The following is a 25749-nucleotide window of genomic DNA, read 5'->3' as shown; positions in this document are numbered from 1 at the left end:
CGTGTCGCACGAATCTTTATAGGTGCAGATTGGCATCTTTAGATGCGAATCAATTGCATTGGCTATAACGAGACGAACGAGCTTCAGCTATCGAGTAAAAATAATTCTCATTCAGTTCAAGATCACCAGCGCGGGGAATTCTTGAAGCCTTGCAGAGGTGATGTGGGCGAGGGAGCGGACCACGTCCAGCGGCTGGTCGAGGCGATAATTGCCAGTGACGGCGACGTCGGCCAACTGTTCGTTGTTGTTGATGATCCAGCCCGGATAGTAGCGACGCAGCTCCGCCAGCACTTGGCTCAGCGGGCAGTTTTCGAATACCAGTCGGCCCTGGACCCACGCCAGGTCGGTGGCGGCATCGAGTTTGGCCGGGCGGTCGAAACCGTTGGGGCCGATGCGGATGCTTTCGCCGGCCGTCAGCCGCACCCGCGCATCGTCACGGGTCGCACGCAAATCCACATCGCCGCGCTGCACTCGAACTTGCGCCACGCCATCGAGGTAGCGCACGGCAAACGCGGTATCGCGCACGCTGGCCTTGACCGGCCCGGCGTCGATTTCCAACGGTTGGCCACGGTTGGCCGGCACCTCGAAAAACGCTTCGCCCTGATACAAACGGGCCACGCGCTGCTGGTCGTTAATGGTGCTGGAAAACGCCGAGTTGGTATTGAGCAGGACTTTCGAGCCGTCCTCCAGTTGCAGGCGCTGGCGCTCACCGACCACGGTCAGGTGATCGGCTTGCAGGCGCATCGGCAGATTACTGAAGCTGAATAAACCGAGGATCAACACCGCCGCCGTGGCCAAGGGTTTCCAGTGCGGACGCAGGCGCGACAGCACAGTGACTTTCGCCGGTTGGGCGGCGAGGTTTTGGGCGCATTGCGTGACCAGCGGACCGTCCCAGATCGCTTGGGCCTTGGCGAAGGCTTCGGCGTGCAATGGATCGGCGGCGAGCCAGTCGTGAAACTGTCGGGTTTGTTCTTCGCTCGGACTGCCGAGCACGATCAGCCAGTCCAGGGCCTGGTCCATCGCGCTGGCGGGGTCTCGCGCCGGGGAGGGCGCAGAGGAGCGGTGGGTGTCCGTCACGGTGTTTCCTCGGCTGTGTCTGTGCACGGCTGTTTTTTGAGTGAAGCTTGAAAGTGGGGCAAGGGTAGCAAAGCCCGACGGCCTGCGCAGTCGATCACGGCAGGTAGCGAATAAACCTGCAGACTCAGTCGCCGTTCAAGCGTTCCGCGACGCCGATGCAGATCGCCATGATCAATTTCAATTCCTTTTGTACGGTGCTCAACGACACCCCGAGTTTCTCGGAAATCTCCAGATAGCTGTGACCGTGCAAGCGACTGAGGATGAAAATCTGTTGCTGACGGCTGCTGAGTTCACTGAGGCTCACGTTCAAACGCTCCAGCAATTGTTCGGCATGGGCGGCGTCCTCGGCGCTGCTGGCGGGGGCGGCGATGCTTTCGACCACCTCCAGCGGGACGTCATCGAGCATGGTGCGCGACTGGATTCGCCGCGCACGCAAATGGTCCAGCGCCAGGTTGCGGGCGGTCTGGAACACGAAGGGTTCGAGGTGATCGATGGCCCGCTCACTGAGCGCCCGGGTCACGCGCAGGTAGGTTTCCTGCAGCAGGTCTTCGGCGGTGCTGTGATTGTTGACCATCCGCTCCAACGTGCGCAGCAACGAAACCCGCTGGGCGATGAAGACGTGATTGAAACGCGATTGACTCACGGGAGGACCTGATCCATTTCGAGCGAATGATAATGCTTATCATCCGCCCGGGTGGTCAAGTGCTGATTTGTGAAGCTGATGTGCGAAGGGTTAGGCGCGACCTAGCAGATAGGTTGCGTAATCAGGAATCCGGTGCGCGTGCGCCTGATCCATCATCGGGCTGCTGAGCAGGTAATCGGCGCTGCATTCATTGCAGGCCACCGGAATGTTCCAGACCGCCGCGACCCGCAGCAACGCCTTGATGTCCGGGTCGTGGGGCTGCGGTTCGAACGGGTCCCAGAAGAACACCAGCATGTCGACCCGTTGCTCGGCGATACGCGCGCCGAGTTGTTGGTCGCCACCGAGTGGGCCACTGATCATGCTTTCCACCGGCAGGTCGAGGCGTTGTTGCAACAACAACCCCGTGGTGCCGGTGGCGACCAGTTCATGTTGCGCCAGCTTGTCTTTTTGCCGCTCGGCCCAGTCCAGCAAAAACACTTTGCAATGGTCATGGGCGACCAGGGCGATACGCTTGCGCGCCGCCAGGGTCTTTTGCGTAAAGCTGATACCGATCATCGATGACTGCTCGCGGTGGAGGGCTTGCACATATCGCGTAGGAGCTGCCGGAGGCTGCGATCTTTTGATCTTGTTTTTCAGCGATCCCGGAAAGATCAAGATCAAAAGATCGCAGCCTTCGGCAGCTCCTACAGGTTCGCGTCTAAAGGCAATGGAGCGTCGTAGCCCATTACAGGTTCGCGTCAAAAGGCAATGGAGCGTCGTGCCCCATTACAGGTTCGCGTCAACAAGCAATGAGCGTCGCGGCCCATTACGGGTTCGCGCCAACCCATCACGTCGCTTATTCGGCGTTGCACAGCGCCAGGCAGTTATCGAGCATGCGGTTGGAGAAGCCCCATTCGTTGTCGTACCAGGCCAGGACCTTGAGCAGCTTGCCGCTGGACTTGGTGTGGTTGGCGTCGAAGATCGACGACAGCGGGTTGTGATTGAAGTCACTGGAGACCAGCGGCAGGGTGTTGTAGCCGAGGATTTTCGAGTGTTGGGCGGCTTCTTTCAGCAACGCGTTCACTTCATCGGCCGACGCTTCGCGTTTGAGTTGCACGGTCAGGTCCACCAGCGACACGTTGATCACCGGTACACGCACCGCCATGCCAGTCAGTTTGCCTGCCAGTTCCGGCAGCACCAGGCCGACCGCTTCAGCGGCGCCAGTCTTGCTCGGGATCATGTTCTGGGTGGCCGAACGGGCGCGGTACGGGTCGGTGTGGTAGACGTCGGTCAGGTTCTGGTCGTTGGTGTAGGCGTGGATCGTGGTCATCAGACCGCTTTCGATCCCCAGCTCGCGGTGCAGCACCTGGGCTACCGGGGCCAGGCAGTTGGTGGTGCACGAAGCATTGGAAATAATCTGGTGGGACTGGCGCAGGATGTCGTGGTTCACACCATAAACCACGGTGGCGTCAGCGCCTTTGGCCGGGGCCGAGATGATCACTTTGCGCGCGCCGGCCGTAATATGTGCGGCGGCTTTGGCACGGTCGGTGAACAGACCGGTGCATTCGAATACGACGTCAATCTTCTCGGCAGCCCACGGCAGTTCGGCCGGGTTGCGGATGGCGCTGACCGAAATACGGTCACCATTGACGGTCAGGCTTTCGTTATCGTGCTGGACATCGGCGTCGAATGTGCCGTGAACGGTGTCGTACTTGAGCAGATGAGCGTTGATCGAGCTGTCGCCCAGGTCATTGATCGCAACGATCTGCAAATCCTGGCGGTAGCCTTGGGTATACAGTGCGCGTAGGACATTACGGCCAATACGGCCAAAACCATTGATTGCGATTCGAAGAGTCATTTAACAGGGCCGCCGTCGATTTGTTGTTGGAATTACAAGATTATTCGCATAAAAATAGAAAACAAGCCTTTTTAATGGCAATATTTTGTTCAATCTACAACGAGTGACCTGAATCAACTGGTCCGATCGATCAAGAAAGCCGCCCGTCACCCCATCGACAACGGCACTTGATCAGCATAGACAATCAGGTCGCCACATCCGTTAGCCTGGAGTTCTACACATGCATCCCCGCGTCCTTGAGGTCACCGAACGGCTTATCGCCCGTAGCCGAGCTACTCGTGAGGCTTACCTTGCGCTGATTCGCGGCGCTGCCAGCGACGGTCCGATGCGCGGCAAGCTGCAATGCGCCAACTTCGCCCACGGCGTGGCGGGTTGCGGCACCGAAGACAAGAACAGTCTGCGGATGATGAACTCCGCGAACATCGCAATTGTTTCTTCGTATAACGACATGCTCTCGGCGCACCAGCCGTACGAAGTCTTCCCGGAACAGATCAAAAAGGCCCTGCGCGAAATCGGCTCGGTCGGCCAGTTCGCTGGCGGCACCCCGGCGATGTGCGATGGCGTGACCCAGGGCGAGCCGGGCATGGAACTGAGCCTGCCGAGCCGTGAAGTGATCGCGTTGTCCACTGCCGTGGCGCTGTCCCACAACATGTTCGACGGTGCGCTGATGCTCGGCATCTGCGACAAAATCGTGCCGGGCCTGATGATGGGCGCGCTGCGTTTCGGTCATCTGCCGATGATCTTTGTACCGGGCGGACCAATGGTCTCCGGCATTTCAAACAAGCAGAAAGCCGATGTGCGCCAGCGCTACGCCGAAGGCAAAGCCTCGCGCGAGGAGCTGCTGGAATCGGAAATGAATTCCTACCACAGCCCTGGCACGTGCACCTTCTACGGCACCGCCAACACCAACCAGTTGCTGATGGAAGTCATGGGCCTGCACTTGCCGGGCTCTTCTTTCGTCAACCCAAACACGCCGTTGCGCGATGCCCTGACCCGCGAAGCGGCGCATCAAGTCACGCGTCTGACCAAGCAAAATGGCAACTTCATGCCGATCGGTGAAATCGTCGATGAGCGTTCGCTGGTCAACTCCATCGTGGCGCTGAACGCGACTGGCGGCTCGACCAACCACACCCTGCACATGCCGGCCATCGCGATGGCTGCCGGTATTCAATTGACCTGGCAAGACATGGCCGACCTCTCCGAAGTCGTGCCGACCCTGAGCCACGTCTACCCGAACGGCAAAGCCGACATCAACCACTTCCAGGCGGCGGGCGGCATGTCGTTCCTGATCCGCGAACTGCTGGAAGCGGGCTTGCTGCACGAAAACGTCAACACCGTGCTCGGCCATGGCCTGAGCCGCTACACCCAGGAACCGTTCCTCGATAACGGCGAACTGGTCTGGCGCGAAGGCGTGACCGACAGCCTCGACGAAACCATCCTGCGTCCGGTCGCGCGTGCGTTCTCGTCAGAAGGCGGCTTGCGCGTGATGGAAGGCAACCTCGGTCGTGGCGTCATGAAGGTTTCCGCTGTCGCTCTGGAAAACCAGATCGTCGAAGCACCGGCCATGGTGTTCCAGGATCAGCAGGACCTGGCCGATGCGTTCAAGGCCGGTTTGCTGGAGAAGGATTTTGTCGCGGTGATGCGCTTCCAGGGCCCGCGTTCCAACGGCATGCCGGAACTGCACAAGATGACGCCGTTCCTTGGTGTGCTGCAGGATCGCGGCTTTAAAGTCGCGCTGGTGACCGACGGGCGGATGTCCGGCGCATCCGGGAAAATCCCGGCGGCGATTCACGTCAGCCCCGAAGCTTACGTCGGCGGCGCTCTTGCGCGGGTGCAAGAGGGCGATATCATCCGCGTCGATGGCGTCAAAGGCACCCTGGAGCTTAAGGTGGACGCCGAAGAATTTGCAGCGCGCACCCCGGCCAAAGGTTTGTTGGGCAACAACATCGGCAGCGGGCGCGAACTGTTTGGTTTCATGCGCATGGCCTTCAGCTCCGCAGAGCAGGGCGCCAGCGCCTTTACTTCTGCCCTGGAGACGCTTAATTGAAACTGGCTTTGGTCGGTGACATCGGTGGGACCAACGCACGTTTCGCGTTGTGGAAAAACCAGCAACTGGAGTCGATCCAGGTATTGCCGACGGCGGAACACACCAGCCCGGAGGAGGCCATTGGTGTCTACCTGACCGGGTTGGGGTTCAAGCCGGGTGACATTGGTTCGGTGTGTCTGTCGGTGGCAGGGCCGGTGAGCGGCGATGAATTCAAGTTCACCAACAATCACTGGCGCCTGAGTCGCAAGGCGTTCTGCCAGACCTTGCAGGTGGATCAACTGCTGCTGGTCAATGATTTCTCGGCCATGGCCCTGGGCATGACTCGTTTGCAGCCGGACGAATTTCGGGTGGTCTGCGAAGGCACGCCGGAGCCGTTGCGCCCGGCGGTGGTGATTGGTCCCGGCACTGGTTTGGGTGTCGGCACTTTGCTTGATCTTGGTGAGGGCCGTTATGCGGCGTTGCCGGGGGAGGGCGGTCACGTCGATTTGCCCCTGAGCAGCCCGCGGGAAACCCAGTTGTGGCAACACATCTTCAATGAGATCGGGCATGTCAGCGCCGAAACGGCGTTGAGTGGCAGCGGCTTGCCGCGGGTTTACCGGGCGATTTGTGCGGTAGACGGTCATGAGCCGGTGCTCGACACCCCGGAAGCGATAACCGCTGCCGGTCTGGCGGGCGATCCGATTGCCCTGGAAGTGCTGGAGCAGTTCTGCTGCTGGCTCGGCCGCGTGGCCGGCAATAACGTGCTGACCACCGGTGGTCGTGGTGGCGTGTTTATCGTCGGTGGGGTGATTCCACGGTTTGCCGATTTCTTCGTTGAAAGCGGTTTCGCCCGGTGCTTCGCCGACAAGGGCTGCATGAGCGATTACTTCAAAGGCATCCCTGTGTGGCTGGTGACGGCGCCGTATTCCGGGCTGGTTGGCGCAGGTGTGGCGCTCGAGCAGGCTTGAAACGCAATCCAACCTGTGGGAGCGGGCTTGCTCGCGAAAGCGGACTGACATTCAACACTGATGTCGACTGATACACCGCCTTCGCGAGCAAGCCCGCTCCCACATGGATCTGCGGTGTTTGTAGATTCCGTGCTTAAGGCATAATCCGCCCAATTCAAACAACAAGGATGCCGCCCCTGTGAGCTCAGTCAACAAGTCGATTTTGTTGGTCGATGACGATCAAGAGATACGCGAGTTGCTGGACACCTACCTGACCCGCGCAGGTTTTCAGGTGCGCACGACGCCGGACGGCGCAGGCTTTCGCCAGGCGATGAACGAAGCACCGAGCGATCTGGTGATCCTTGATGTAATGCTGCCGGATGAAGACGGCTTCAGCCTTTGCCGCTGGATTCGCCAGCACCCGCGTCAGGCCCAGGTGCCGATCATCATGCTCACCGCCAGCTCCGACGAGGCCGATCGGGTCATCGGCCTGGAACTGGGCGCCGACGATTACCTTGGTAAACCCTTCAGCCCTCGCGAATTGCAGGCGAGGATCAAGGCGTTGTTGCGCCGCGCCCAATTCGGTCAGGAGCGTTCCGGCAGTGAAGTGCTGGCCTTCGATGACTGGCGCCTGGACATGGTCAGCCATCGGCTGTTCCACATCGATGGAGAGGAAGTGATTCTCTCCGGCGCCGACTTCGCCCTGCTGAAACTGTTCCTCGATCACCCGCAGGAAATCCTCGACCGCGACACCATCGGCAACGCCACCCGTGGCCGCGATTTGATGCCGCTGGATCGCATCGTCGACATGGCCGTCAGCCGTTTGCGCCAACGCCTGCGCGATACCGAAAAACCTCCTCGATTGATCCGCACCGTGCGCGGCAGTGGCTATCAATTGGCCGCCAATGTGGTTGCCAGTAATGGCCACTGAGATGTTGCGCCGGCTCGCCGCCAAGGTGCCGGTGCCGCGTTCGCTTCTCGGGCGAATGCTGTTGCTGACGCTGTTGGTGGTGATGTTCGCCCAGGCGTTATCCAGCGTGATCTGGGTCTCGCAACTGCGCGCCACCCAGCTCGAAGGCCTGGTCACCAGCGCCCGCAGCCTCGCTCATTCGATGACCGCCAGCGTCAGTTATTTTCGCTCGTTGCCGGTGGCGTTCCGGCCGCTGGTGCTCGACCAGTTGCGCAGCATGGGCGGCACCCGGTTCGTGGTGACCCTCAACGACAAACCCTTGGGCATGGAAGTGCTGCCGATCACCCCGCGCAAAGAAGCCGTGCTTAAAGCGGTGGACCAAGTGCTGCGCGAGTCCCTGGGCCACGACACGGATATCTCGGTGACCTTCGTCAGCCCCGAAGACCTGCGGATCTTTAACAGCGGCTTGAAACTCGACGAATTGCCGCGCTCCTGGGCGCATTACGCGTTGACCCTGGAACCGGTGAACCCGCCGGTGCTGGTCACGCAAATCCAGATGGCGCCGGGGGAATGGCTGTACATCGCCTCGCTCCTGCCCGAGCCCTACACCAGTCTTGAAGAACAGGGGCTGCCGGCGCAGCAGGTGTGGTTCATCGTGCTCACGAGCGGTTTCTTGTTGTTGTTCATCGGCTTGCTGGTGCACTGGCAAAGCCGTCCACTCAAACGCCTGGCCCGGGCCGCACGGGACATGTCCCTTGGCGCCGAAGTCGAGCCAGTACCCGAGGGCGGCGGCAGCGAAGTGGTTGAAGTGGGTCGCGCCTTCAACGCGATGCGCGAACGCATTAGCCGTTACCTGACCGAACGCAGCCAGTTGTTCAGCGCCATCTCCCACGACTTGCGCACGCCGATCACCCGCTTGCGCCTGCGCGTCGAATTGCTTGAAGACGAAAAACTGCAAGCCAAGTTCGGCCGTGATCTGGATGAACTGGAGCTGCTGGTCAAAGGCGCGCTGCAATGCGTGAAAGACACCGACATCCACGAAAACATCGAGCCGGTGGACCTCAACCATGTGCTCGATTGTTTGGTGGAGCCGTACCTGGCGCCCAACGGCAATGGTCGCGTGACCCAGCAGGGACGGGCGTTTGCGGCGTATCCGGGCAAACCCCTGGCGCTCAAACGCTGCATCGGCAACCTGATCGACAACGCCTTGAAGTACGGGCAGAACGCCCATCTGCATATCGATGATGATCAGAGTGCGTTCATCCTGCACGTGGACGATGAAGGGCCGGGCGTGCCGGAGCAGCGGATGGAGCAAGTGTTCGAGCCGCACTTCCGTCTGGCCGGGCAGCAGCAGGGTTATGGGTTGGGGTTGGGCATTGCGCGCAACATTGCCCATAGTCATGGCGGTGAAGTGAGTCTGCAGAATTTGCGAGAGGGTGGGTTGCGGGTGACGTTGCAGCTTCCTCGGTCGCTCGATTGAGTTTCGCTCTTTAGATCCACCCCTCACCCCAGCCCTCTCCCCAAAGGGGAGAGGGGGAAAGGGAGCCGATCGGGGATTTTTCAAAACCTGAGTTCGACTCGGTATTTCAGGTCGATGTAGCTCTAAGAACAACTCGGTCGGCCCGCTCTCCCCAAAGGGTAGAGGGGAGAGGGAGCCGATCGGGGATTTTTCAAAACCTGAGTTCGACTCGGTATTTCAGGTCGATATAGCTCCAAGAACAACTCGGTCGGCCCGCTCTCCCCAAAGGGTAGAGGGGAAAGGGAGCCGATCGGGGATTTTTCAAAACCTGAGTTCGACTCGGTATTTCAGGTCGATGTAGCTCCAAGAACAACTCGGTCGGCCCCCTCTACCCCTTGGGGAGAGGGCTGGGGTGAGGGGTGACTCTTAAACTCAACACAACTTCAAAGTGCCAACACATTTGTCACAACCCTGTGACAAACCCCGCCCCCTTCGTTACCTGCCGCGCCTCGGCCGTTGTTTAGACTGCCCCCAGTCATAACAACAAAAAAGGTACCCCATGGACACCTTCCAACCGGCCTTCAGCAGTTGGCTGAACGCACCTGCCCATCAGCAATGGCTCGCCGCCGAGGGCCTGCGCCTGCTGGCGTTTGCCAAAGCTTCGAAGCTTCCCGAAGGCTTCGGCAACCTCGATGAAAAGGGCCGCCTCCCGGCCAACGCCCACGCCGAAACCATGAACACTGCGCGCATGACCCACAGCTTCGCCATGGCCCATATCCAGGGCCTTCCGGGGTTTGCCGAGCTGGTGGATCACGGCGTTCAGGCCCTTCGCGGTCCGCTTAAAGATGCCGAGCACGGCGGCTGGTTTGCCACTGACCATCATCGCGACGACAACACCGGCAAAGCCGCTTACCTGCACGCCTTCGTCGCCCTGGCCGCGAGTTCGGCGGTGGTCGCGCAACGACCCGGCGCCCAAGCCTTGCTCGATGATGCAATCCAGATCATCGACACGCATTTCTGGAGCGAGGAGGAGGGCGCCATGCGCGAATCCTTCAACCGCGACTGGAGCGATGAAGAGGCGTATCGCGGCGCCAACAGCAACATGCACGCCACTGAAGCCTTCCTCGCGCTGGCGGATGTCACCGGCGACAACCGCTGGCTGGTCCGCGCGCAACGGATCGTCGAGCGCGTAATCCACGGCCACGCCGCCGCCAACGGTTACTTGGTGGTCGAGCATTTCGATCGCGACTGGCAGCCACTGCGCGAGTACAACCACGACAACCCGGCCGACGGTTTTCGCCCCTATGGCACCACGCCGGGCCACGGTTTCGAATGGGCGCGGCTGTTGCTGCACCTCGAAGCGGCGCGGGTGCAGGCCGGGATGCTCACGCCGGGTTGGCTGGCGACCGACGCGCAAAAACTCTTCGATCACAATTGCCGTCACGGCTGGAATGTCGACGGGTTGCCAGGGATTGTCTACACACTCGACTGGGACAATCGCGCGGTCGTCCGCCACCGCTTGCACTGGACCCATTGCGAAGCCAGCGCCGCCGCCAGCGCGCTGCTGAAACGCACCGGCGATGAACAATACGAAACCTGGTACCGACTGTTCTGGGAATTCTGTGACAGTCATTTCATCGATCGCTGCGATGGCAGTTGGCACCATGAACTCGACCCGCAAAACCGTCCGAGTGCCGATATCTGGGGCGGCAAACCGGACCTGTATCACGCCTGGCAGGCGGTTTTGATTCCGCGTCTGCCGTTGGCGCCGAGTATGGCCACTGCCTTGGGGCAGTTGTCCCAGAGCGTTCCTGTGTAACCATGTGGTGACATTCAAGCGTCCCTTCGTTACCTGCGAGGGGATAACTCCTGTTTAAAATCCATGCAGCGCAAGCACCAGACTTGCATGCATAACAACAAGAAAGGTAATTCTAGATGAATGCGATTTCTCGCCTCGCTACTGTCATTTCTCTTGCCTCATTGCTTCCTATCTCTGCATTCCCTGTCAGTGCACTTGCCGCCGATTCCAAAGGTTCGGTAGAAGTTGTTCACTGGTGGACGTCCGGTGGCGAAAAAGCTGCCGTTGATGTGCTCAAGGCCCAAGTCGAAAAAGACGGTTTCACCTGGAAGGACGGCGCAGTGGCCGGTGGTGGCGGTGCGACCGCCATGACCGTACTGAAAAGCCGCGCCGTTGCCGGTAACCCGCCAGGGGTCGCGCAGATCAAAGGTCCGGACATCCAGGAATGGGCGTCTACCGGTCTGCTCGACACCGACGTCTTGAAGGACGCCGCCAAGTCCGAGAAGTGGGACAGCCTGCTCGACAAGAAAGTCTCCGATACCGTGAAGTACAACGGTGACTACGTGGCCGTGCCGGTGAACATTCACCGCGTCAACTGGCTGTGGATCAACCCGGAAGTCTTCAAGAAAGCCGGGATCGAAAAAGCCCCCACCACCCTCGAAGAATTCTACGCAGCCGGCGACAAGCTGAAAGCCAAAGGCTTCATCGCGCTCGCCCACGGCGGCCAGCCTTGGCAGGACAGCACCGTGTTCGAAGCGGTGGTTCTTTCGGTCATGGGCGCCGACGGCTACAAGAAAGCCCTGGTCGACCTGGACAACGCAGCACTGACCGGTCCTGAAATGGTCAAGTCGCTGACCGAGCTGAAGAAAGTCGCGACCTACATGGACGTCGACGGCAAAGGCCAGGACTGGAACCTGGAAGCGGCCAAGGTCATCAATGGCAAGGCCGGCATGCAGATCATGGGTGACTGGGCCAAGAGCGAGTGGACAGCGGCCAAGAAAGTCGCCGGCAAGGACTACGAGTGCGTAGCTTTCCCGGGCACCGACAAGGCCTTCACCTACAACATCGACTCCCTGGCGGTGTTCAAGCAGAAAGACAAAGGCACGGCTGCTGCTCAGCAGGACATTGCCAAGGTCGTTTTGGGTGAGAACTTCCAGAAAGTCTTCAGCATCAACAAAGGTTCGATCCCGGTTCGAATCGACATGCTGAACGACATGGGCAAGTACGGTTTCGACTCCTGCGCCCAGACCGCTGCCAAGGACTTCCTGGCAGACGCCAAGTCTGGCGGCCTGCAGCCGAGCATGGCGCACAACATGGCGACCACGCTGGCCGTACAGGGTGCGTTCTTTGATGTCGTGACCAACTACATCAACGATCCGAAAGCCGATCCTGCCGATGCCGCCAAGAAACTTGGCGCAGCGGTCAAGTCAGCCAAGTAACTGTTAGAGCCGCAGCCCCTGTAGGAGCGAGCCTGCTCGCGAAAGCGGTCTGACATTCAACGCTGATGTCGACTGATACACCGCCTTCGTGAGCAAGCCCACTCCTACAAGGGAATGCGCTTGTAATCCTTTCTCTTCGTACTGGATCTTCCCATGAGTTCTGTTGCTGTGTTCAGCAAGGCCTCGCCGTTCGATGCATTGCAGCGCTGGCTCCCCAAACTGGTGTTGGCGCCCAGCATGTTCATCGTCCTGGTGGGCTTCTATGGCTATATCCTGTGGACGTTCGTCCTGTCGTTCACCACGTCGACCTTCCTGCCGACCTACAAATGGGCTGGCCTGGCGCAATATCAGCGGCTGTTCGACAACGACCGTTGGTGGGTAGCGAGCAAGAACCTGGCGGTTTTCGGCGGCATGTTCATCGGCATCACCCTGGTGATCGGTGTGCTGCTGGCGGTGTTTCTTGATCAGCGCATTCGTCGCGAAGGTTTCATTCGCACCATTTACCTGTACCCGATGGCGCTCTCGATGATCGTTACCGGTACCGCGTGGAAATGGCTGCTCAACCCGGGCATGGGCCTGGACAAATTGTTGCGTGACTGGGGCTGGGAAGGCTTTCGCCTGGACTGGCTGATCGACCCGGATCGCGTGGTGTACTGCCTGGTGATCGCCGCCGTCTGGCAAGCCTCGGGCTTTATCATGGCGATGTTCCTCGCCGGCCTGCGTGGCGTTGATCAATCGATCATCCGTGCCGCCCAGATCGACGGTGCGAGCATGCCGCGCATCTACCTCAAAGTGGTGTTGCCGAGCCTGCGTCCGGTGTTCTTCAGCGCCGTGATGATCCTCGCTCACATCGCGATCAAGAGTTTCGACCTGGTGGCGGCGATGACTGCCGGTGGCCCGGGTTATTCCTCCGACCTGCCTGCGATGTTCATGTATTCCTTCACCTTCAGTCGCGGCCAGATGGGCATGGGCTCGGCCAGTGCGATTCTGATGCTCGGTGCGATTCTCGCAATCATCGTGCCTTACCTGTACTCCGAGCTGAGGACCAAGCGTCATGACTAGTTTCGCTGCCAAACCTTCCATCAGCCTGAGTCGCATCGCGATCTACGGCGTGCTGATCCTCGCTGTGTTCCTGTACCTGATTCCGCTGGTGGTCATGCTGTTGACCAGCTTCAAGACCCCGGAAGACATCAACTCCGGCAACCTGTTGAGCTGGCCGACCGTGGTCAGCGGCATTGGCTGGGTCAAGGCCTGGGGCACGGTTGACGGGTACTTCTGGAACTCGATCAAGATCACCGTCCCGGCGGTACTGATCTCCACCGCCATCGGTGCGCTGAACGGCTATGTGCTGTCGATGTGGCGCTTTCGTGGGTCGCAACTGTTCTTCGGTTTGCTGCTGTTCGGTTGCTTCCTGCCGTTCCAGACCGTGCTGCTGCCGGCCTCGTTCACCCTCGGCAAGATGGGTCTGGCGAGCACCACCACCGGCCTGGTATTCGTGCACGTAGTCTACGGCCTGGCGTTCACCACGCTGTTCTTCCGTAACTACTACGTCAGTGTTCCCGATGCGCTGGTGAAAGCGGCGCGGCTCGATGGCGCGGGTTTCTTCACCATCTTCCGCTTGATCATCCTGCCGATGTCCACCCCGATCATCATGGTCTGCCTGATCTGGCAGTTCACTCAGATCTGGAACGACTTCCTGTTCGGTGTGGTGTTCTCCAGCGGTGATTCGCAACCCATTACGGTAGCGCTGAACAACTTGGTCAACACCAGTACCGGGGCCAAGGAATACAACGTTGATATGGCGGCGGCGATGATCGCCGGGCTGCCGACCCTGCTGGTCTATGTGGTCGCAGGCAAGTATTTCGTGCGCGGGCTGACGGCCGGCGCAGTCAAGGGGTAATCATGGCTACGCTCGAACTTCGCAATGTAAACAAGACTTATGGTCCCGGCCTGCCGGACACCCTGAAGAACATCGAACTGTCGATCAAGGACGGTGAGTTCCTGATCCTGGTCGGCCCGTCGGGTTGCGGTAAATCGACCCTGATGAATTGCATCGCCGGTCTTGAGACCATCACCGGCGGCGCGATCATGATCGATGACCAGGACGTCAGCGGCATGAGCCCGAAAGACCGCGACATCGCCATGGTGTTCCAGTCCTACGCGCTGTACCCGACCATGAGCGTGCGCGAGAACATCGCCTTTGGCTTGAAGATCCGCAAAATGCCCGCCGCCGACATCGAAGCGGAAGTGGCGCGGGTGTCCAAGCTGCTGCAGATCGAACACTTGCTCAACCGTAAACCCGGCCAGCTCTCTGGCGGTCAGCAACAGCGCGTGGCCATGGGCCGTGCCCTGGCACGGCGGCCGAAGATTTACCTGTTCGACGAACCGCTGTCCAACCTCGACGCCAAGTTGCGCGTCGAGATGCGCACCGAAATGAAACTGATGCACCAGCGCCTGAAAACCACCACGGTCTACGTGACCCACGACCAGATCGAAGCGATGACCCTGGGCGATAAGGTTGCGGTGATGAAGGACGGGATCATTCAGCAGTTCGGCACGCCGAAGGACATCTACAACAACCCGGCCAACCTGTTCGTGGCGAGCTTCATCGGTTCGCCGCCGATGAACTTCATCCCCCTGCGCTTACAGCGTAAGGACGGTCGTCTGGTGGCGCTGCTCGACAGCGGCCAGGCTCGTTGCGAATTGCCAATGGGCATGCAGGACGCCGGTCTGGAAGATCGCGAAGTGATCCTCGGCCTGCGTCCGGAACAGATCGTGCTGGCGAACGGCGAGCCGAATGGTTTGCCGACCATTCGCGCCGAAGTCCAGGTCACCGAGCCGACCGGTCCGGACACCCTGGTGTTCGTCAACCTGAATGAAACCAAGGTCTGCTGCCGTCTGGCGCCGGACGTTGCGCCGGGTGTGGGCGAAACCCTGACCCTGCAATTCGATCCTTCGAAAGTGTTGTTGTTCGATGCCAAGACCGGGGAGCGCCTGGGGGTGGCCGGTTTGCCGAAGACTGAAGCGCACAGCGCCAACGTCGCCCAATTCAAGGGCCGGTAAAGATCAAAACTGTAGGAGCCAGGCTTGCCGGCGAAAGCGATTTCAAGAACGCCTTCGCCGGCAAGCCTGGCTCCTACAAGGGGATACGCGGTGAGCGGCCTGTCGTTCATCGCAATCGATGTAAACCGCGTTAGATAAAAACAGTTAATAACAATAAAACGAGGATGTAGGGATGAAGAAGAAGAACAACGCTCAGCTTATCTGCCAATTGTCAGCTGTTGCGGTGATGATGATGGCCGGTAGCGTTCATGCGGCTGACGCGTTCAGCGCCGATTCCCAGTGGATGACCGGTGACTGGGGCGGCGAGCGGACCAAGCTGATCGAGCAAGGTATCGACATCAAGATGGACTACGTCGGCGAAGTCGGCGGCAACCTTCATGGTGGTTACAACAACGACAAGACTGCACGTTACGCCGACCAGTTCGGGCTGGGCGTGGCGCTGGATCTGCAAAAGCTGTGGGGCTGGGATAACACCCAGGCCAAGATCCAGTTCACCAACCGTAACGGTGAAAACATCTCCAATGACCGTGTTGGCGACCCGCGTGCCGGCACGTTGAGTTCTTCACAAGAAGTCTACGGCCGTGGCCACATGGTCCGTCTGACCCAGTTGTGGGTTAAGCACCAGTTCCTCGACGGCAAACTGGACGTCAAGGCCGGTTACTTCGGCGAAGGCGAAGACTTCAACACCTTCCCATGTGAATTCCAGAACCTGGCGTTCTGCGGTTCCCAAGTGGGTAACTGGGCGACCAACATCTGGTACAACTGGCCAATCAGCCAGGCCGCGCTGCGCGTCAAGTACAACATCTCGCCTGAGTTCTACGCGCAGATCGGTGCGTACAACCAGAACCCGTCGCAACTGGAACACGGTAACGGCTTCAAGCTCAGCGGCAGCGGTACGGCGGGTACCGTCATACCGGTCGAGTTGGTCTGGCTGCCTAACCCTAATAACTTGCCCGGCGAATACCGTGTCGGTTACTACAAAAGCACGGCCAAGGCTGATGACGTCCGTGAAGACGACAACGGCAATGATGCGGCAACCAGCGGTAACGCCTATCGCAGTCACAACAGCAAGCACGGTTACTGGTTTGTTGCACAACAACAACTCACCAGCCACAACGGTGATTCTTCCCGTGGTCTGAACGTTGCCGCCAACGCCACGTTCCACGACAAGGACACTAACGTCGTCGACAACTACCAGTCGCTGATGTTTGTGTACAAAGGCCCGTTCGATGCACGTCCAAAAGATGACGTCGGTATTGGTGCAGCCCGTATCCATGTCAACGACGACGTGAAGAAAAACGCCGAACTGGTCAATGCCGCCAACGGTGTCAGCGACTACGAAGATCCACTGTTCGCACCACTGCGCAGCACCGAGTACAACTACGAGATCAACTACGGCTTCCACGTTACCAACTGGCTGACCGTGCGTCCTAACCTGCAATACATCACTCACCCGGGCGGTGTTGATGAAGTCGACAACGCTCTGGTCGCCGGTCTGAAAATTCAGTCGGTGTTCTAACGCTGTTGCGATAAGCTCCTCTCTATGTGCGCATATTTGCGGATGGCCAAGGCTATCCGCTTTTTTTTGTGTAGTGTCCATGAAGGACCTGTGGCGAGGGAGCTTGCTGTGGCGAGGGGGCTTGCCCCCGTTGGAGTGCGAAGCGCTCCCCTACATTCCTTCCGTCATACCGCACTCGCAGGTTTTACGACTGCTTCGCAGCCGAACGGGGGCTAGCCCCTCGCCACAGTGGTTCACTGGGCACCAAAGTAATGAGTACACCCATGATTTTCAGGACCGTGGCACATGCATGAGCATCCGCTACAACGCTTCTTCAAATCCTTGCGCGAACGTCCGGTGTTTGCGTGGGAGCGCTATCAGATGCGCGACGTGCTGGTGATCGATCATCCGCTGTGTCAGGCGGTGTTCAGTCGCCAGGGCGCGCAGTTGTTGCACTTTCAGCCAACGGGGCAGAAACCCTGGTTGTGGTGCGCGGCGAAGTGGCCGCACGTGGGGGCGATTCGTGGTGGCGTGCCGGTGTGTTGGCCGTGGTTTGGCCGTCATCCGAGCGAAAACGCCTGGCCGTCCCATGGCTGGGCACGGCTGCTGGACTGGAAGTTGCTGGACAGCAGTCATGACGACGATGGCGTGCAGCTGCACTGGCAACTTCAGCTGTGTGACTGGACCGTCGACCTTCACGCCCACTTGGGCGAACGCATGGATCTGCGCCTGAGCACCGAGCATCAAGACACCCTGCCGTGCCAATTGAGCCAGGCGTTGCATGCCTACTGGCGTATTGGCGACGTAGGCGAGATAGCGCTGTCTGGGCTCGACGGGGCGCAAGGTTATGATCAGTTGAGCCGTCAGGTGTGTCATCAGGAAGGCGAGCTGCGGGTCGATGGCGGCTGTCAGCGGGTGTTCCAGCACGACGGCGAATTGCAGCTCAAGGACCACGCCTGGCAGCGGGAGTTGTGCATCGACACTGGCGATGATGCCGACACGGTGGTCTGGCATCCGGGTTCACGGCCGTTGTTGGGGGTGAGCTGGAACGAGGTGTTGGAGTTTGTCTGTGTGGAAGCCGCGAGCGGCGGCACCGACAGCCTGAGCCTGGCGCCGGGGGAGCGGGCGCATTTGAGTTTGCAGGCGCGGGTTGGGGTCTAGCTCAAGTCCTGTGGTGTTGCAGCCGGCGCTTTCGCGAGCAAGCCCGCTCCCACAGGGGAATGCATTCCAACTGTGGGAGCGGGCTTGCTCGCGAAGAGGCCGGAACAGCCAATGAAAATTTCGGGTTAATTAAACTCGTCACCCACCGGATACCGGCTCGCATTCAAGCTCTCTTTGATCTTGCGCAAATGCGGCTGGAAATCCACCCCGCGGCGCAAAGTCATGCCCGTTGCCAACACGTCCAGCACCGTCAGCTGAATAATCCGCGAGGTCATCGGCATATAGATGTCGGTGTCTTCCGGTAACGGAATATTCAGGCTCAAGGTACTGGCCTTGGCCAATGGCGAACCTTCAGCCGTCAGGCCGAGCACCGAAGCGCCGTTTTCCCGGGCGATGCGCGCCACTTCCACCAGTTCGCGGGTGCGGCCGGTGTAGGAAATGATCACGAACAACTCGCCGGTGTGCGCCACCGACGCAATCATGCGTTGCATCAGCACGTCGGCGTGGGCGGTGACCGCCAGGTTGAAGCGGAAGAACTTGTGCTGCGCATCCAGCGCCACCGGGGCTGAAGCGCCGAGTCCGAAGAAGTGGATTTGCCGGGCCTGGATCAACAGATCGACGGCGCGACTGATCAGGTTCGGGTCCAGGGCCTGGCAGGCGCTGTCGAGGGATGCGATAGCACTGCCGAAGATTTTCTGGGTGTAGGCTTCAGGATTGTCATCGGCCTCCACCGCTCGGCTGACGTACGCCGCGCCACTGGCCAAACTCTGGGCCAGTTGCAGTTTGAGTTCCGGGTAGCCGCTGACACCGAATGAACGGCAGAAACGGTTGACCGTCGGCTCGCTGACCTTGGAGGCCTGGGCGAGGGCGGCGATGCTGAACCGGGTGGCCTGCTGTGGATTGAGCAGGATCACTTCGGCGACTTTGCGTTCGGCCTTGTTCAGGTCTTCAAGGCGATTCTGGATTTGTTCCAGTAAATTTCGCACGCGGTCCATAGATGTTCCTTAAGTCAGCAGCGCAAACAAGCAGTCTGCTATGCAAAAAGGGCCTTTGATGCGGCCCGTAACGGTGGCCTATCCTACTGATGGCTCCGACCGACCACCACTCGGAATCTGTATTTTGCGAAAATGTTGTGGTTATTACTACATTTTCCCTTGAGTGATGCCTTGAAAAAAGGTATTTGTAGCTTAACTTGATAAAAGAACAAACATCATGCCTTCGATTACGGTTGAACCGTGCACCTTTGCCTTGTTCGGCGCCCTTGGCGACCTAGCCTTGCGCAAGCTGTTTCCCGCCCTCTATCAACTGGACGGCGCCGGCCTGTTGCACGAGGACACGCGCATTATCGCGCTGGCCCGTGAACCCGGCAGCGAGCAGCAACACCTGGCGTTCATCGCCTCGGAGCTGCGCCGCTACGTCGATGCCAAAGAGCTGGACGAAGCTGTAGTCGAACGCTTCCTCGCCCGCTTGAGCTACCTGCACGTCGACTTCCTCAAGTCTGAAGACTACGTCGCCCTTGCCGAACAGGCCGGCAGCGCTCAGCGTGTGATTGCCTATTTCGCTACACCGGCCGCGGTCTACGGCGCGATCTGCGAAAATCTGTCGAAGGTTGGTTTGACCGAAAACACCCGTGTGGTGCTGGAAAAACCCATCGGTTCCGACCTGGAGTCCTCGCGTAAGGTCAACGACGCCGTGGCGCAGTTCTTCCCAGAGAACCGCACCTATCGCATCGACCACTACCTGGGCAAAGAAACCGTCCAGAACCTGATTGCCCTGCGTTTCGCCAACAGCCTGTTCGAAACCCAGTGGAACCAGAATTACATCTCCCACGTGGAAATCACCGTGGCCGAGAAGGTCGGAATCGAAGGCCGCTGGGGTTACTTCGACAAGGCCGGTCAGCTGCGGGACATGATCCAGAATCACCTGCTGCAACTGCTCTGCCTGATCGCCATGGACCCGCCGGCCGACTTGTCCGCCGACAGCATCCGTGACGAGAAAGTCAAAGTCCTCAAGGCCCTGGCGCCGATCAGCCCGGAAGGCCTGACCACTCAAGTGGTTCGCGGCCAGTACATCGCTGGCTACAGCGAAGGCAAACCGGTGCCGGGCTACCTGGAAGAGCCAAATTCCAACACCCAGAGCGACACCGAAACCTTCGTCGCCTTGCGTGCCGACATCCGCAACTGGCGCTGGGCCGGCGTGCCGTTTTACCTGCGCACCGGCAAGCGCATGCCGCAGAAGCTGTCGCAGATCGTCATCCACTTCAAGGAACCGTCGCACTACATCTTCGCCCCGGAGCAGCGCCTGCAAATCAGCAACAAGCTGATTATCCGCCTGCAACCGGACGAAGGCATCTCCTTGCGTGTGATGACCAAAGAACAAGGCCTGGACAAGGGCATGCAGCTGCGTAGCGGTCCGTTGCAGCTGAATTTTTCCGACACCTATCGCAGCGCACGGATTCCCGATGCCTACGAGCGGTTGTTGCTGGAAGTGATGCGCGGCAATCAGAACCTGTTTGTCCGTAAAGATGAAATCGAAGCCGCGTGGAAGTGGTGTGACCAGTTGATCGCCGGATGGAAAAAATCCGGTGATGCGCCCAAGCCGTACGCGGCCGGGTCCTGGGGACCGATGAGCTCCATTGCACTGATCACGCGGGACGGGAGGTCGTGGTATGGCGATATCTAATTTGAAACTGCCTCAGGGCGTCAGCGCCCATGAGTTCAAGAGCCCGGTGTTGCTGGCTGATGGCTTGGCGCTGAATGTGGCCAAGCACCTGAATGACGCCATCGACGCTCGCGGCACCGCGACGCTTGTGGTGTCCGGTGGCCGTAGCCCAGTGGCGTTTTTCCAGAACCTGGCCAAGCAGAAACTGGACTGGTCCAAGGTTGTCATCACCTTGGCCGACGAGCGCTGGGTGCCGGTGGAACACGCCGACAGCAATGCCGGCCTGCTCAAGCGTTATTTGCTGCAAGGCCCGGCGGCCAAGGCTCAGTTCCTGAGTCTGTACAGCGCCACCGCCAACCTTGAGTTGGCGGCCGAGCAGGCTGATCGCTTGCTGGCTGAACTGCCGCCGATCGACGTACTGATCCTCGGCATGGGCGACGACGGGCACACCGCTTCGCTGTTCCCTAACAGCCCGAACCTGGCGGAAGCCTTGAAAGTCGACGGCACCCGCCGTTGCTACCCGATGCTGGCCCCGACCGTGCCGCATCAACGCCTGACCATGAGTCTGGCGCTGCTGGCGTCGGCCACGAACACCGTTCTATCGATTTCCGGTCAGTCCAAGCTGACCACTTTGAGTGCCGCATTGGCCGGTGACGATGTCGCCGCCATGCCGATTCGCGCGTTTCTGCAACCTACGTTAGAGATTTACTGGTGCCCATGAGCCAAGGATCAGCCGCTATGACAAACACATCCCCGACCGTTTCCATGGCGGACAAAATTGCCCTGATCGACAGCCTCTGCGCCAAGGCGCGGATTTTGCCGGTGATCACCATCGCCCGCGAACAAGACGTCCTGCCACTGGCCGATGCCTTGGCCGCCGGTGGCCTGACAGCCCTGGAAGTGACCCTGCGTTCGCAGTTCGGCCTCAAGGCCATCCAGATCCTGCGCGAGCAGCGTCCGGAACTGGTGACCGGTGCCGGCACTGTGCTCGATCGCACCATGCTCGCCGCCGCCGAAAGGGCCGGTTCGCAGTTCATCGTCACCCCGGGCATTACCCGTGACCTGCTCGAAGCCAGTGTCGACAGCCCGATCCCGCTGCTGCCCGGCATCAGCAACGCCTCCGGCATCATGGAAGGCTATGGTCTGGGTTATCGCCGCTTCAAGCTATTCCCGGCGGAAGTCAGCGGCGGCGTCGCGGCCATCAAGGCGTTGGGCGGCCCGTTTGGCGAAGTTAAATTCTGCCCGACTGGCGGCGTCAGCCCGGCCAATATCAAGAGCTACATGGCGTTGAAAAACGTGATGTGCGTGGGCGGTAGCTGGATGCTTGATCCGGAGTGGATCAAGAACGGCGACTGGGCCCGCATTCAGGAATGCACCGCCGAGGCCCTGGCGCTGCTGGACTGATTGTTACCTGACACTTCGTTGTGTGTTCTACGGCTTTACGGTGCGCTTGGTCGGTGCACCGTTTTTTTTTGCCTGAAATAAGCCCCTTGTGGGAGCGGCGGTGCGACGATTCGACTTGCTCGCGAAAGCGTCGGGTCAGTCGATTTCAATGTTGCCTGACACACCGCCTTCGCGAGCAAGCCCGCTCCCACACAAAAACATTCCCCGATACATAGTTACCGCATCCCGCCCGGCATCTCTCTCTATCCTTCAATCATCTTATGGAAGAGAGAACCTTATGGATTACACCACTGTTGTTCCCCGCGAACCTGTTTGCCAGCTTTCCCCGGAACAGATCGCCGGCCCCTATTTCCGCAACCCGAAACTCATCCGAAGAAACATCAGCGAAGGCCAGGACGGCATTCCCCTGGTGTTGCGGCTGTCGATCGTCGATGCCATGACCGGCGAGCCGGTGAGCGGCGCGCTGGTGGATATCTGGCATTGCAACGCCCGGGGTTCGTACTCGGGCTGGAGCCGGATCAATCCGGATCTTGAAGTCGACACTGGTGACATTGGCGCGATTGCGCGCACCGATGACGACACTTACCTGCGTGGCGGGCAATTCAGCGACAACAAGGGCGCGGTGCGGTTTACCACGATCTATCCGGGGTTTTATGCCGGACGAGCGCTGCACATCCACGTGGCGGTTCGCATCACCGACGGCAACAATTATCTGGAAGAGCGGCATGTCGCCTGGGTCGGGCAACTGTATTTCCCCGAGGTTGCCTCCCGGTCGGTGCTGAGTGCCAGGGAGTACAAGGGCCGGGCCGTGTCGCCGTTGACCAACGATCAGGACCATTACCACAAGAACATGGGGGGGGAGGCCTCGACCCTGACAGTTCACAGCATCGGTCGAGACACCACGGATGACGGCTTTTTCGGGCACCTGACCATCGGCATCGACACCTTTGCGGTGTCGACCCAGATCAAGCCCGAGGACTTCGACAAGTACACGGTATAAGCGCTGATCTCAGCGCACGTCGGTCAACGCCTGGGCCAGCAGGTCCATGTCTGCGGCGGTAGTGGTCAGTCCCGGGGTGATGCGAATGCACGACCCGAATGCTGCACCGCTGCGGGCCACGGTAAACAGGTTGTAGTCGTTGAGCAGCCGCTCGACCATCACCTGCTGATCGGCATGGCGGCTAAAGCGCATCGAGGTAATGCCGCAATACAGTCGAGGATCGTCCGGGGTCATGACTTCGATACCCGGTAGATCACGCACGGCGTTGACCCAGCGGTTGCGCAGGTAGTTGAGCCGTGCGCCCTTGGCGGCGGAACCGCCCATGGCCTGATGTTCCTCGAACACCAGTGGCAGGGTCATCAAGGCTGGAATGTTCGGCGTGCTGTAGGGCGTGCGGGAGCGAATGTCGTTGATCGGGAAGTGCATCTCGCCCATGTCCGGGTCGATATCGGCCAGGCGTTGCGGCGCGATATAAATGAAACCCAGGGTCAACGGTGCGCCAATCCATTTGTGCAGGTTGTACCCGGCAAAGGCAATGCCCAGCGCGTCCAGATTAAAGTCGATCTGACCCAAGGCATGGGCGCCGTCGAGGATCACATCGACGCCGTGTTCCTTGGCAAGTGCGGCAATTGCCTGCACCGGCATCACCAGGCCACTGCGGTGGGTGACGTGGGTCAGGGCCATCAGCTTGAGTCGCGGATAACGCACGAAGGCTTCACGGTAGCTGGCCAGCAAACTGTCGTAAGTGGCCGGGTGCCGGTGATCGATTTCGATCACCTCCACGCCGCGATGGCGAGCCAGCCAACGCATGGCGCCCTTGACCGTGTCGTACTCCAGATCGCACAGCAATACCTGATCGCCGGGCTGCAAGCGATTGTAGTTGCGGATCAGCGATTGCAGGCCGTCCGAAGCGTTGCGGGTGAGGGCAACGGATTGCGCGCGCACGCCAATCATCTCGGCGAGTTGCGCGCGAATATCCAGGCTTTCGATCTGTTCAAAGCGCTGGCGCACATGCACCGAGTTGCTGCGGTTGATCAGTTCGATATTGCGCTGATATTCCTCGACCACCGTGCGCGACATGCGACCGAAGTAACCGTTCTCCAGATTGATGGGGCCAGGTTCGATAGCGTAACGATCGGCAAAGGTCTGCCAGAAAGCTTCATCACGGGCGCGGCGGGTGTTCTCGGGCATGGGCTACTCAGTCAGTTCAGTGGCGGGGCGCAGGCTTGCCATGTTTGGCGCGCAGCGGTTCGAGCAGTTCCGATAAACCGTTGTGGTCGATTTCCTGCATCAGCGCGAGCAAACCGCCCAGTTCACCATGGGGGAAACCTTCCCGGGCGAACCAGTTCAGGTACTGGCCGGGGAGGTCGGCGATGATGCGTCCCTTGTATTTGCCAAAGGGCATTTCGCGGGTAATCAGCAGTTCGAGCTTTTCAGGATTCATCACTCAGTCGTCTTGATTCAAACAGCCTCGAAAATACAGGCATTCTGCATGCAGGCCAAATGACAGATCATGCAAATAAAGCGGATATAGATATTGGCTTTAAAATTAACTTGTTGAAAAGTAAGGAATAAATACTCAATTCAAAGCTGGCATGCAGGCTGCAATAGTTATTGCATATCTCATCAACCCGCGAGGAATTGAAAATGACCGACATTAATAAAGAAGCCATCTCCGTACTCAACGACCTGATTGAAACCAGCAAAGACGGTCAGGAAGGGTTCAAGACTTGCGCTGAAGACATCAAGCATCCAGAACTGAAAACGCTGTTCGTCACTCGTTCTGCCGATTGCGCCACCGCCGCTGCCGAACTTCAGAGCGCAGTGCGTTCGATGGGTGGCGATCCGGAAACTTCTACCAGTGTCAGCGGTGATCTGCACCGTCGCTGGGTTGACGTGAAAGCGATGTTCACCGGCAAAGATGAAGAAGCCGTGCTGAACGAAGCCGAACGCGGTGAAGACCATGCGCTGAAGGCATACAAGGAAGCGCTGGAAAAAATCACCAAGCACAACCTGGTGGGCATTCGTGATCTGGTTGAACGTCAGTATCACGGCGTGCAACGCAACCACGATCAGGTAAAAGCCCTGCGTAACCAGGCGCGTGCTCGTTCTTAAGCAGTCGTCGCTGTAATAAAAAACGCCAGCTAGCCTGGCGTTTTTTTGTGCCCGGAATTCAGTGCCAGGCAAAAGTTCGAGGTGAGGCCATTCGCGAGCAAGCCCGCTCCCACATTAGATCGTCTGCGGACACAGAGTTAGTGTTCACGCAGATCCATTGTGGGAGCGGGCTTGCTCGCGAATGGCTCCGAAAGAGCATCAACCGATGCTGATGGCCGGCAACACAGGCAACGTCACGGTCTGCTGTTTACGCGGCGCCAGGATCTCCGCTTCGCCATCCACCACCAACTCATCACGCTGGTTGAACACACGAGTAGCAATGCGCACACGAAACTTCGGCAGCTTCTCGAGAATTTCCAGACGCACGGTCAGGGTGTCGCCGATTTTCACCGGTTTCTGGAAGCTCATTTGCTGACCGATATAAATAGTGCCCGGCCCAGGCAACTCGCAGGCGACGGCAGCACTGATCAGCGCGCCGCTGAACATACCGTGGGCGATACGCTCCTTGAACATGGTGCTGGCAGCGAATTCAGCGTCCAGGTGCACCGGGTTGTGGTCGCCGGACATCGCGGCGAATAGCTGAATGTCGCGCTCTTCGACGGTCTTGCTGTAGCTGGCGGTCTGGCCGACTTCAAGGGCTTCGTAAGGGGTGTTGGTAACCTGGGTCATCTGTCTCAATTCCTGTGACGAATTAAAAAATCCACAAAAAAG

24 protein-coding genes are annotated in these 25749 nt (G+C 59.3%); 16 read left to right on the top strand and 8 right to left on the bottom strand.

The window, feature by feature from the left end; translation table 11 throughout:
• Nucleotides 1-111 precede the first annotated feature (111 nt).
• The 4 genes from ACWIKB_RS14150 to gap form a co-directional block, all read right to left on the bottom strand.
• A complete protein-coding gene (locus tag ACWIKB_RS14150) occupies nt 112-1077 on the bottom strand; it encodes a FecR family protein (RefSeq protein WP_475267567.1) in 966 nt (321 codons plus the stop codon).
• Nucleotides 1078-1201: 124 nt separating this feature from the next.
• Nucleotides 1202-1720, bottom strand: coding sequence for an RNA polymerase sigma factor (locus ACWIKB_RS14145; RefSeq protein ID WP_475267565.1), 519 nt, complete (start codon nt 1718-1720; stop codon nt 1202-1204).
• A gap of 90 nt (nt 1721-1810) precedes the next feature.
• A complete protein-coding gene (locus ACWIKB_RS14140) occupies nt 1811-2275 on the bottom strand; it encodes a methylglyoxal synthase (protein ID WP_475267563.1) in 465 nt (154 codons plus the stop codon).
• Nucleotides 2276-2555: 280 nt separating this feature from the next.
• Complete coding sequence (gene gap, locus ACWIKB_RS14135) at nt 2556-3557, bottom strand: type I glyceraldehyde-3-phosphate dehydrogenase (protein ID WP_054044940.1); 1002 nt, start codon at nt 3555-3557, stop codon at nt 2556-2558.
• A 220-nt stretch (nt 3558-3777) separates the two neighbouring features.
• Between gap and edd the strand changes: the two genes are divergently transcribed.
• The 11 genes from edd (at nt 3778) to ACWIKB_RS14080 (ending at nt 17858) form a co-directional block, all read left to right on the top strand.
• Complete coding sequence (gene edd, locus ACWIKB_RS14130) at nt 3778-5604, top strand: phosphogluconate dehydratase (RefSeq protein ID WP_163912592.1); 1827 nt, start codon at nt 3778-3780, stop codon at nt 5602-5604.
• Nucleotides 5601-6551 carry a glucokinase gene (locus tag ACWIKB_RS14125; RefSeq protein WP_475267561.1) on the top strand — a complete coding sequence of 317 codons (951 nt, stop codon included), beginning with the start codon at nt 5601-5603 and terminating at the stop codon, nt 6549-6551. The genes edd and ACWIKB_RS14125 overlap by 4 nt, the downstream gene beginning before the upstream one ends.
• A gap of 178 nt (nt 6552-6729) precedes the next feature.
• Nucleotides 6730-7461: a response regulator gene (locus ACWIKB_RS14120; RefSeq protein WP_008155851.1), complete on the top strand. Its 732-nt coding sequence runs from the start codon at nt 6730-6732 to the stop codon at nt 7459-7461.
• Nucleotides 7451-8920 carry an ATP-binding protein gene (locus tag ACWIKB_RS14115; protein WP_475267559.1) on the top strand — a complete coding sequence of 490 codons (1470 nt, stop codon included), beginning with the start codon at nt 7451-7453 and terminating at the stop codon, nt 8918-8920. Before ACWIKB_RS14120 ends, ACWIKB_RS14115 begins: the two co-directional genes overlap by 11 nt.
• Before the next feature lie 538 nt (nt 8921-9458).
• The gene (locus ACWIKB_RS14110) at nt 9459-10718 is read left to right on the top strand and encodes a D-mannose isomerase (RefSeq protein WP_475267557.1); all 1260 of its coding nucleotides are present in this window, start codon (nt 9459-9461) and stop codon (nt 10716-10718) included.
• A gap of 116 nt (nt 10719-10834) precedes the next feature.
• Nucleotides 10835-12136 (top strand): ABC transporter substrate-binding protein, encoded by a 1302-nt coding sequence (locus ACWIKB_RS14105; RefSeq protein ID WP_475267555.1) that lies wholly within the window; start codon nt 10835-10837, stop codon nt 12134-12136.
• A 153-nt stretch (nt 12137-12289) separates the two neighbouring features.
• Nucleotides 12290-13198 (top strand): carbohydrate ABC transporter permease, encoded by a 909-nt coding sequence (locus tag ACWIKB_RS14100; RefSeq protein WP_054044927.1) that lies wholly within the window; start codon nt 12290-12292, stop codon nt 13196-13198.
• Entirely contained in the window at nt 13191-14036 is an 846-nt protein-coding gene (locus ACWIKB_RS14095) for a carbohydrate ABC transporter permease (protein WP_090187346.1), read from the top strand. Before ACWIKB_RS14100 ends, ACWIKB_RS14095 begins: the two co-directional genes overlap by 8 nt.
• A 2-nt stretch (nt 14037-14038) precedes the next feature.
• Nucleotides 14039-15199, top strand: coding sequence for an ABC transporter ATP-binding protein (locus tag ACWIKB_RS14090; protein ID WP_475267552.1), 1161 nt, complete (start codon nt 14039-14041; stop codon nt 15197-15199).
• Nucleotides 15200-15371: 172 nt separating this feature from the next.
• The gene (locus tag ACWIKB_RS14085; protein WP_475267550.1) at nt 15372-16718 is read left to right on the top strand and encodes a carbohydrate porin; all 1347 of its coding nucleotides are present in this window, start codon (nt 15372-15374) and stop codon (nt 16716-16718) included.
• Between the two features lie 285 nt (nt 16719-17003).
• Entirely contained in the window at nt 17004-17858 is an 855-nt protein-coding gene (locus ACWIKB_RS14080) for a D-hexose-6-phosphate mutarotase (protein ID WP_475267548.1), read from the top strand.
• Between the two features lie 125 nt (nt 17859-17983).
• Here ACWIKB_RS14080 and ACWIKB_RS14075 read toward each other — a convergent pair whose 3' ends face one another.
• Nucleotides 17984-18844: a MurR/RpiR family transcriptional regulator gene (locus ACWIKB_RS14075; RefSeq protein WP_177331417.1), complete on the bottom strand. Its 861-nt coding sequence runs from the start codon at nt 18842-18844 to the stop codon at nt 17984-17986.
• A 226-nt stretch (nt 18845-19070) separates the two neighbouring features.
• Between ACWIKB_RS14075 and zwf the strand changes: the two genes are divergently transcribed.
• From zwf to ACWIKB_RS14055, 4 genes are all read left to right on the top strand, one after another.
• The gene (zwf, locus tag ACWIKB_RS14070) at nt 19071-20540 is read left to right on the top strand and encodes a glucose-6-phosphate dehydrogenase (protein WP_475267546.1); all 1470 of its coding nucleotides are present in this window, start codon (nt 19071-19073) and stop codon (nt 20538-20540) included.
• Nucleotides 20527-21240: a 6-phosphogluconolactonase gene (gene pgl, locus ACWIKB_RS14065; RefSeq protein WP_475267544.1), complete on the top strand. Its 714-nt coding sequence runs from the start codon at nt 20527-20529 to the stop codon at nt 21238-21240. Before zwf ends, pgl begins: the two co-directional genes overlap by 14 nt.
• Nucleotides 21241-21257: 17 nt before the next feature.
• A complete protein-coding gene (locus ACWIKB_RS14060; protein ID WP_475267542.1) occupies nt 21258-21923 on the top strand; it encodes a bifunctional 4-hydroxy-2-oxoglutarate aldolase/2-dehydro-3-deoxy-phosphogluconate aldolase in 666 nt (221 codons plus the stop codon).
• 277 nt (nt 21924-22200) lie between these two features.
• Complete coding sequence (locus ACWIKB_RS14055) at nt 22201-22923, top strand: intradiol ring-cleavage dioxygenase (protein WP_475267540.1); 723 nt, start codon at nt 22201-22203, stop codon at nt 22921-22923.
• A 9-nt stretch (nt 22924-22932) separates the two neighbouring features.
• Here the strand turns inward: ACWIKB_RS14055 and ACWIKB_RS14050 are convergent, their stop codons facing one another.
• Complete coding sequence (locus ACWIKB_RS14050; RefSeq protein WP_475267538.1) at nt 22933-24114, bottom strand: aminotransferase class V-fold PLP-dependent enzyme; 1182 nt, start codon at nt 24112-24114, stop codon at nt 22933-22935.
• Nucleotides 24115-24130: 16 nt separating this feature from the next.
• Nucleotides 24131-24367, bottom strand: coding sequence for a DUF3820 family protein (locus ACWIKB_RS14045; RefSeq protein WP_007949456.1), 237 nt, complete (start codon nt 24365-24367; stop codon nt 24131-24133).
• A 203-nt stretch (nt 24368-24570) separates the two neighbouring features.
• Here ACWIKB_RS14045 and ACWIKB_RS14040 point away from each other — a divergent pair, with 203 nt between their 5' ends.
• Nucleotides 24571-25038: a ferritin-like domain-containing protein gene (locus ACWIKB_RS14040; RefSeq protein WP_475267536.1), complete on the top strand. Its 468-nt coding sequence runs from the start codon at nt 24571-24573 to the stop codon at nt 25036-25038.
• A 198-nt stretch (nt 25039-25236) separates the two neighbouring features.
• On the opposite strand, the gene ACWIKB_RS14035 is transcribed toward ACWIKB_RS14040, so the two are convergent.
• Entirely contained in the window at nt 25237-25707 is a 471-nt protein-coding gene (locus ACWIKB_RS14035) for a MaoC family dehydratase (RefSeq protein ID WP_475267534.1), read from the bottom strand.
• Nucleotides 25708-25749 lie beyond the last annotated feature (42 nt).

This window comes from Pseudomonas sp. 5Vm1k, assembly GCF_056161485.1.
Note: the sequence above shows the minus strand (reverse complement) of the source record. Positions and strands in the feature narration are given on the sequence as shown.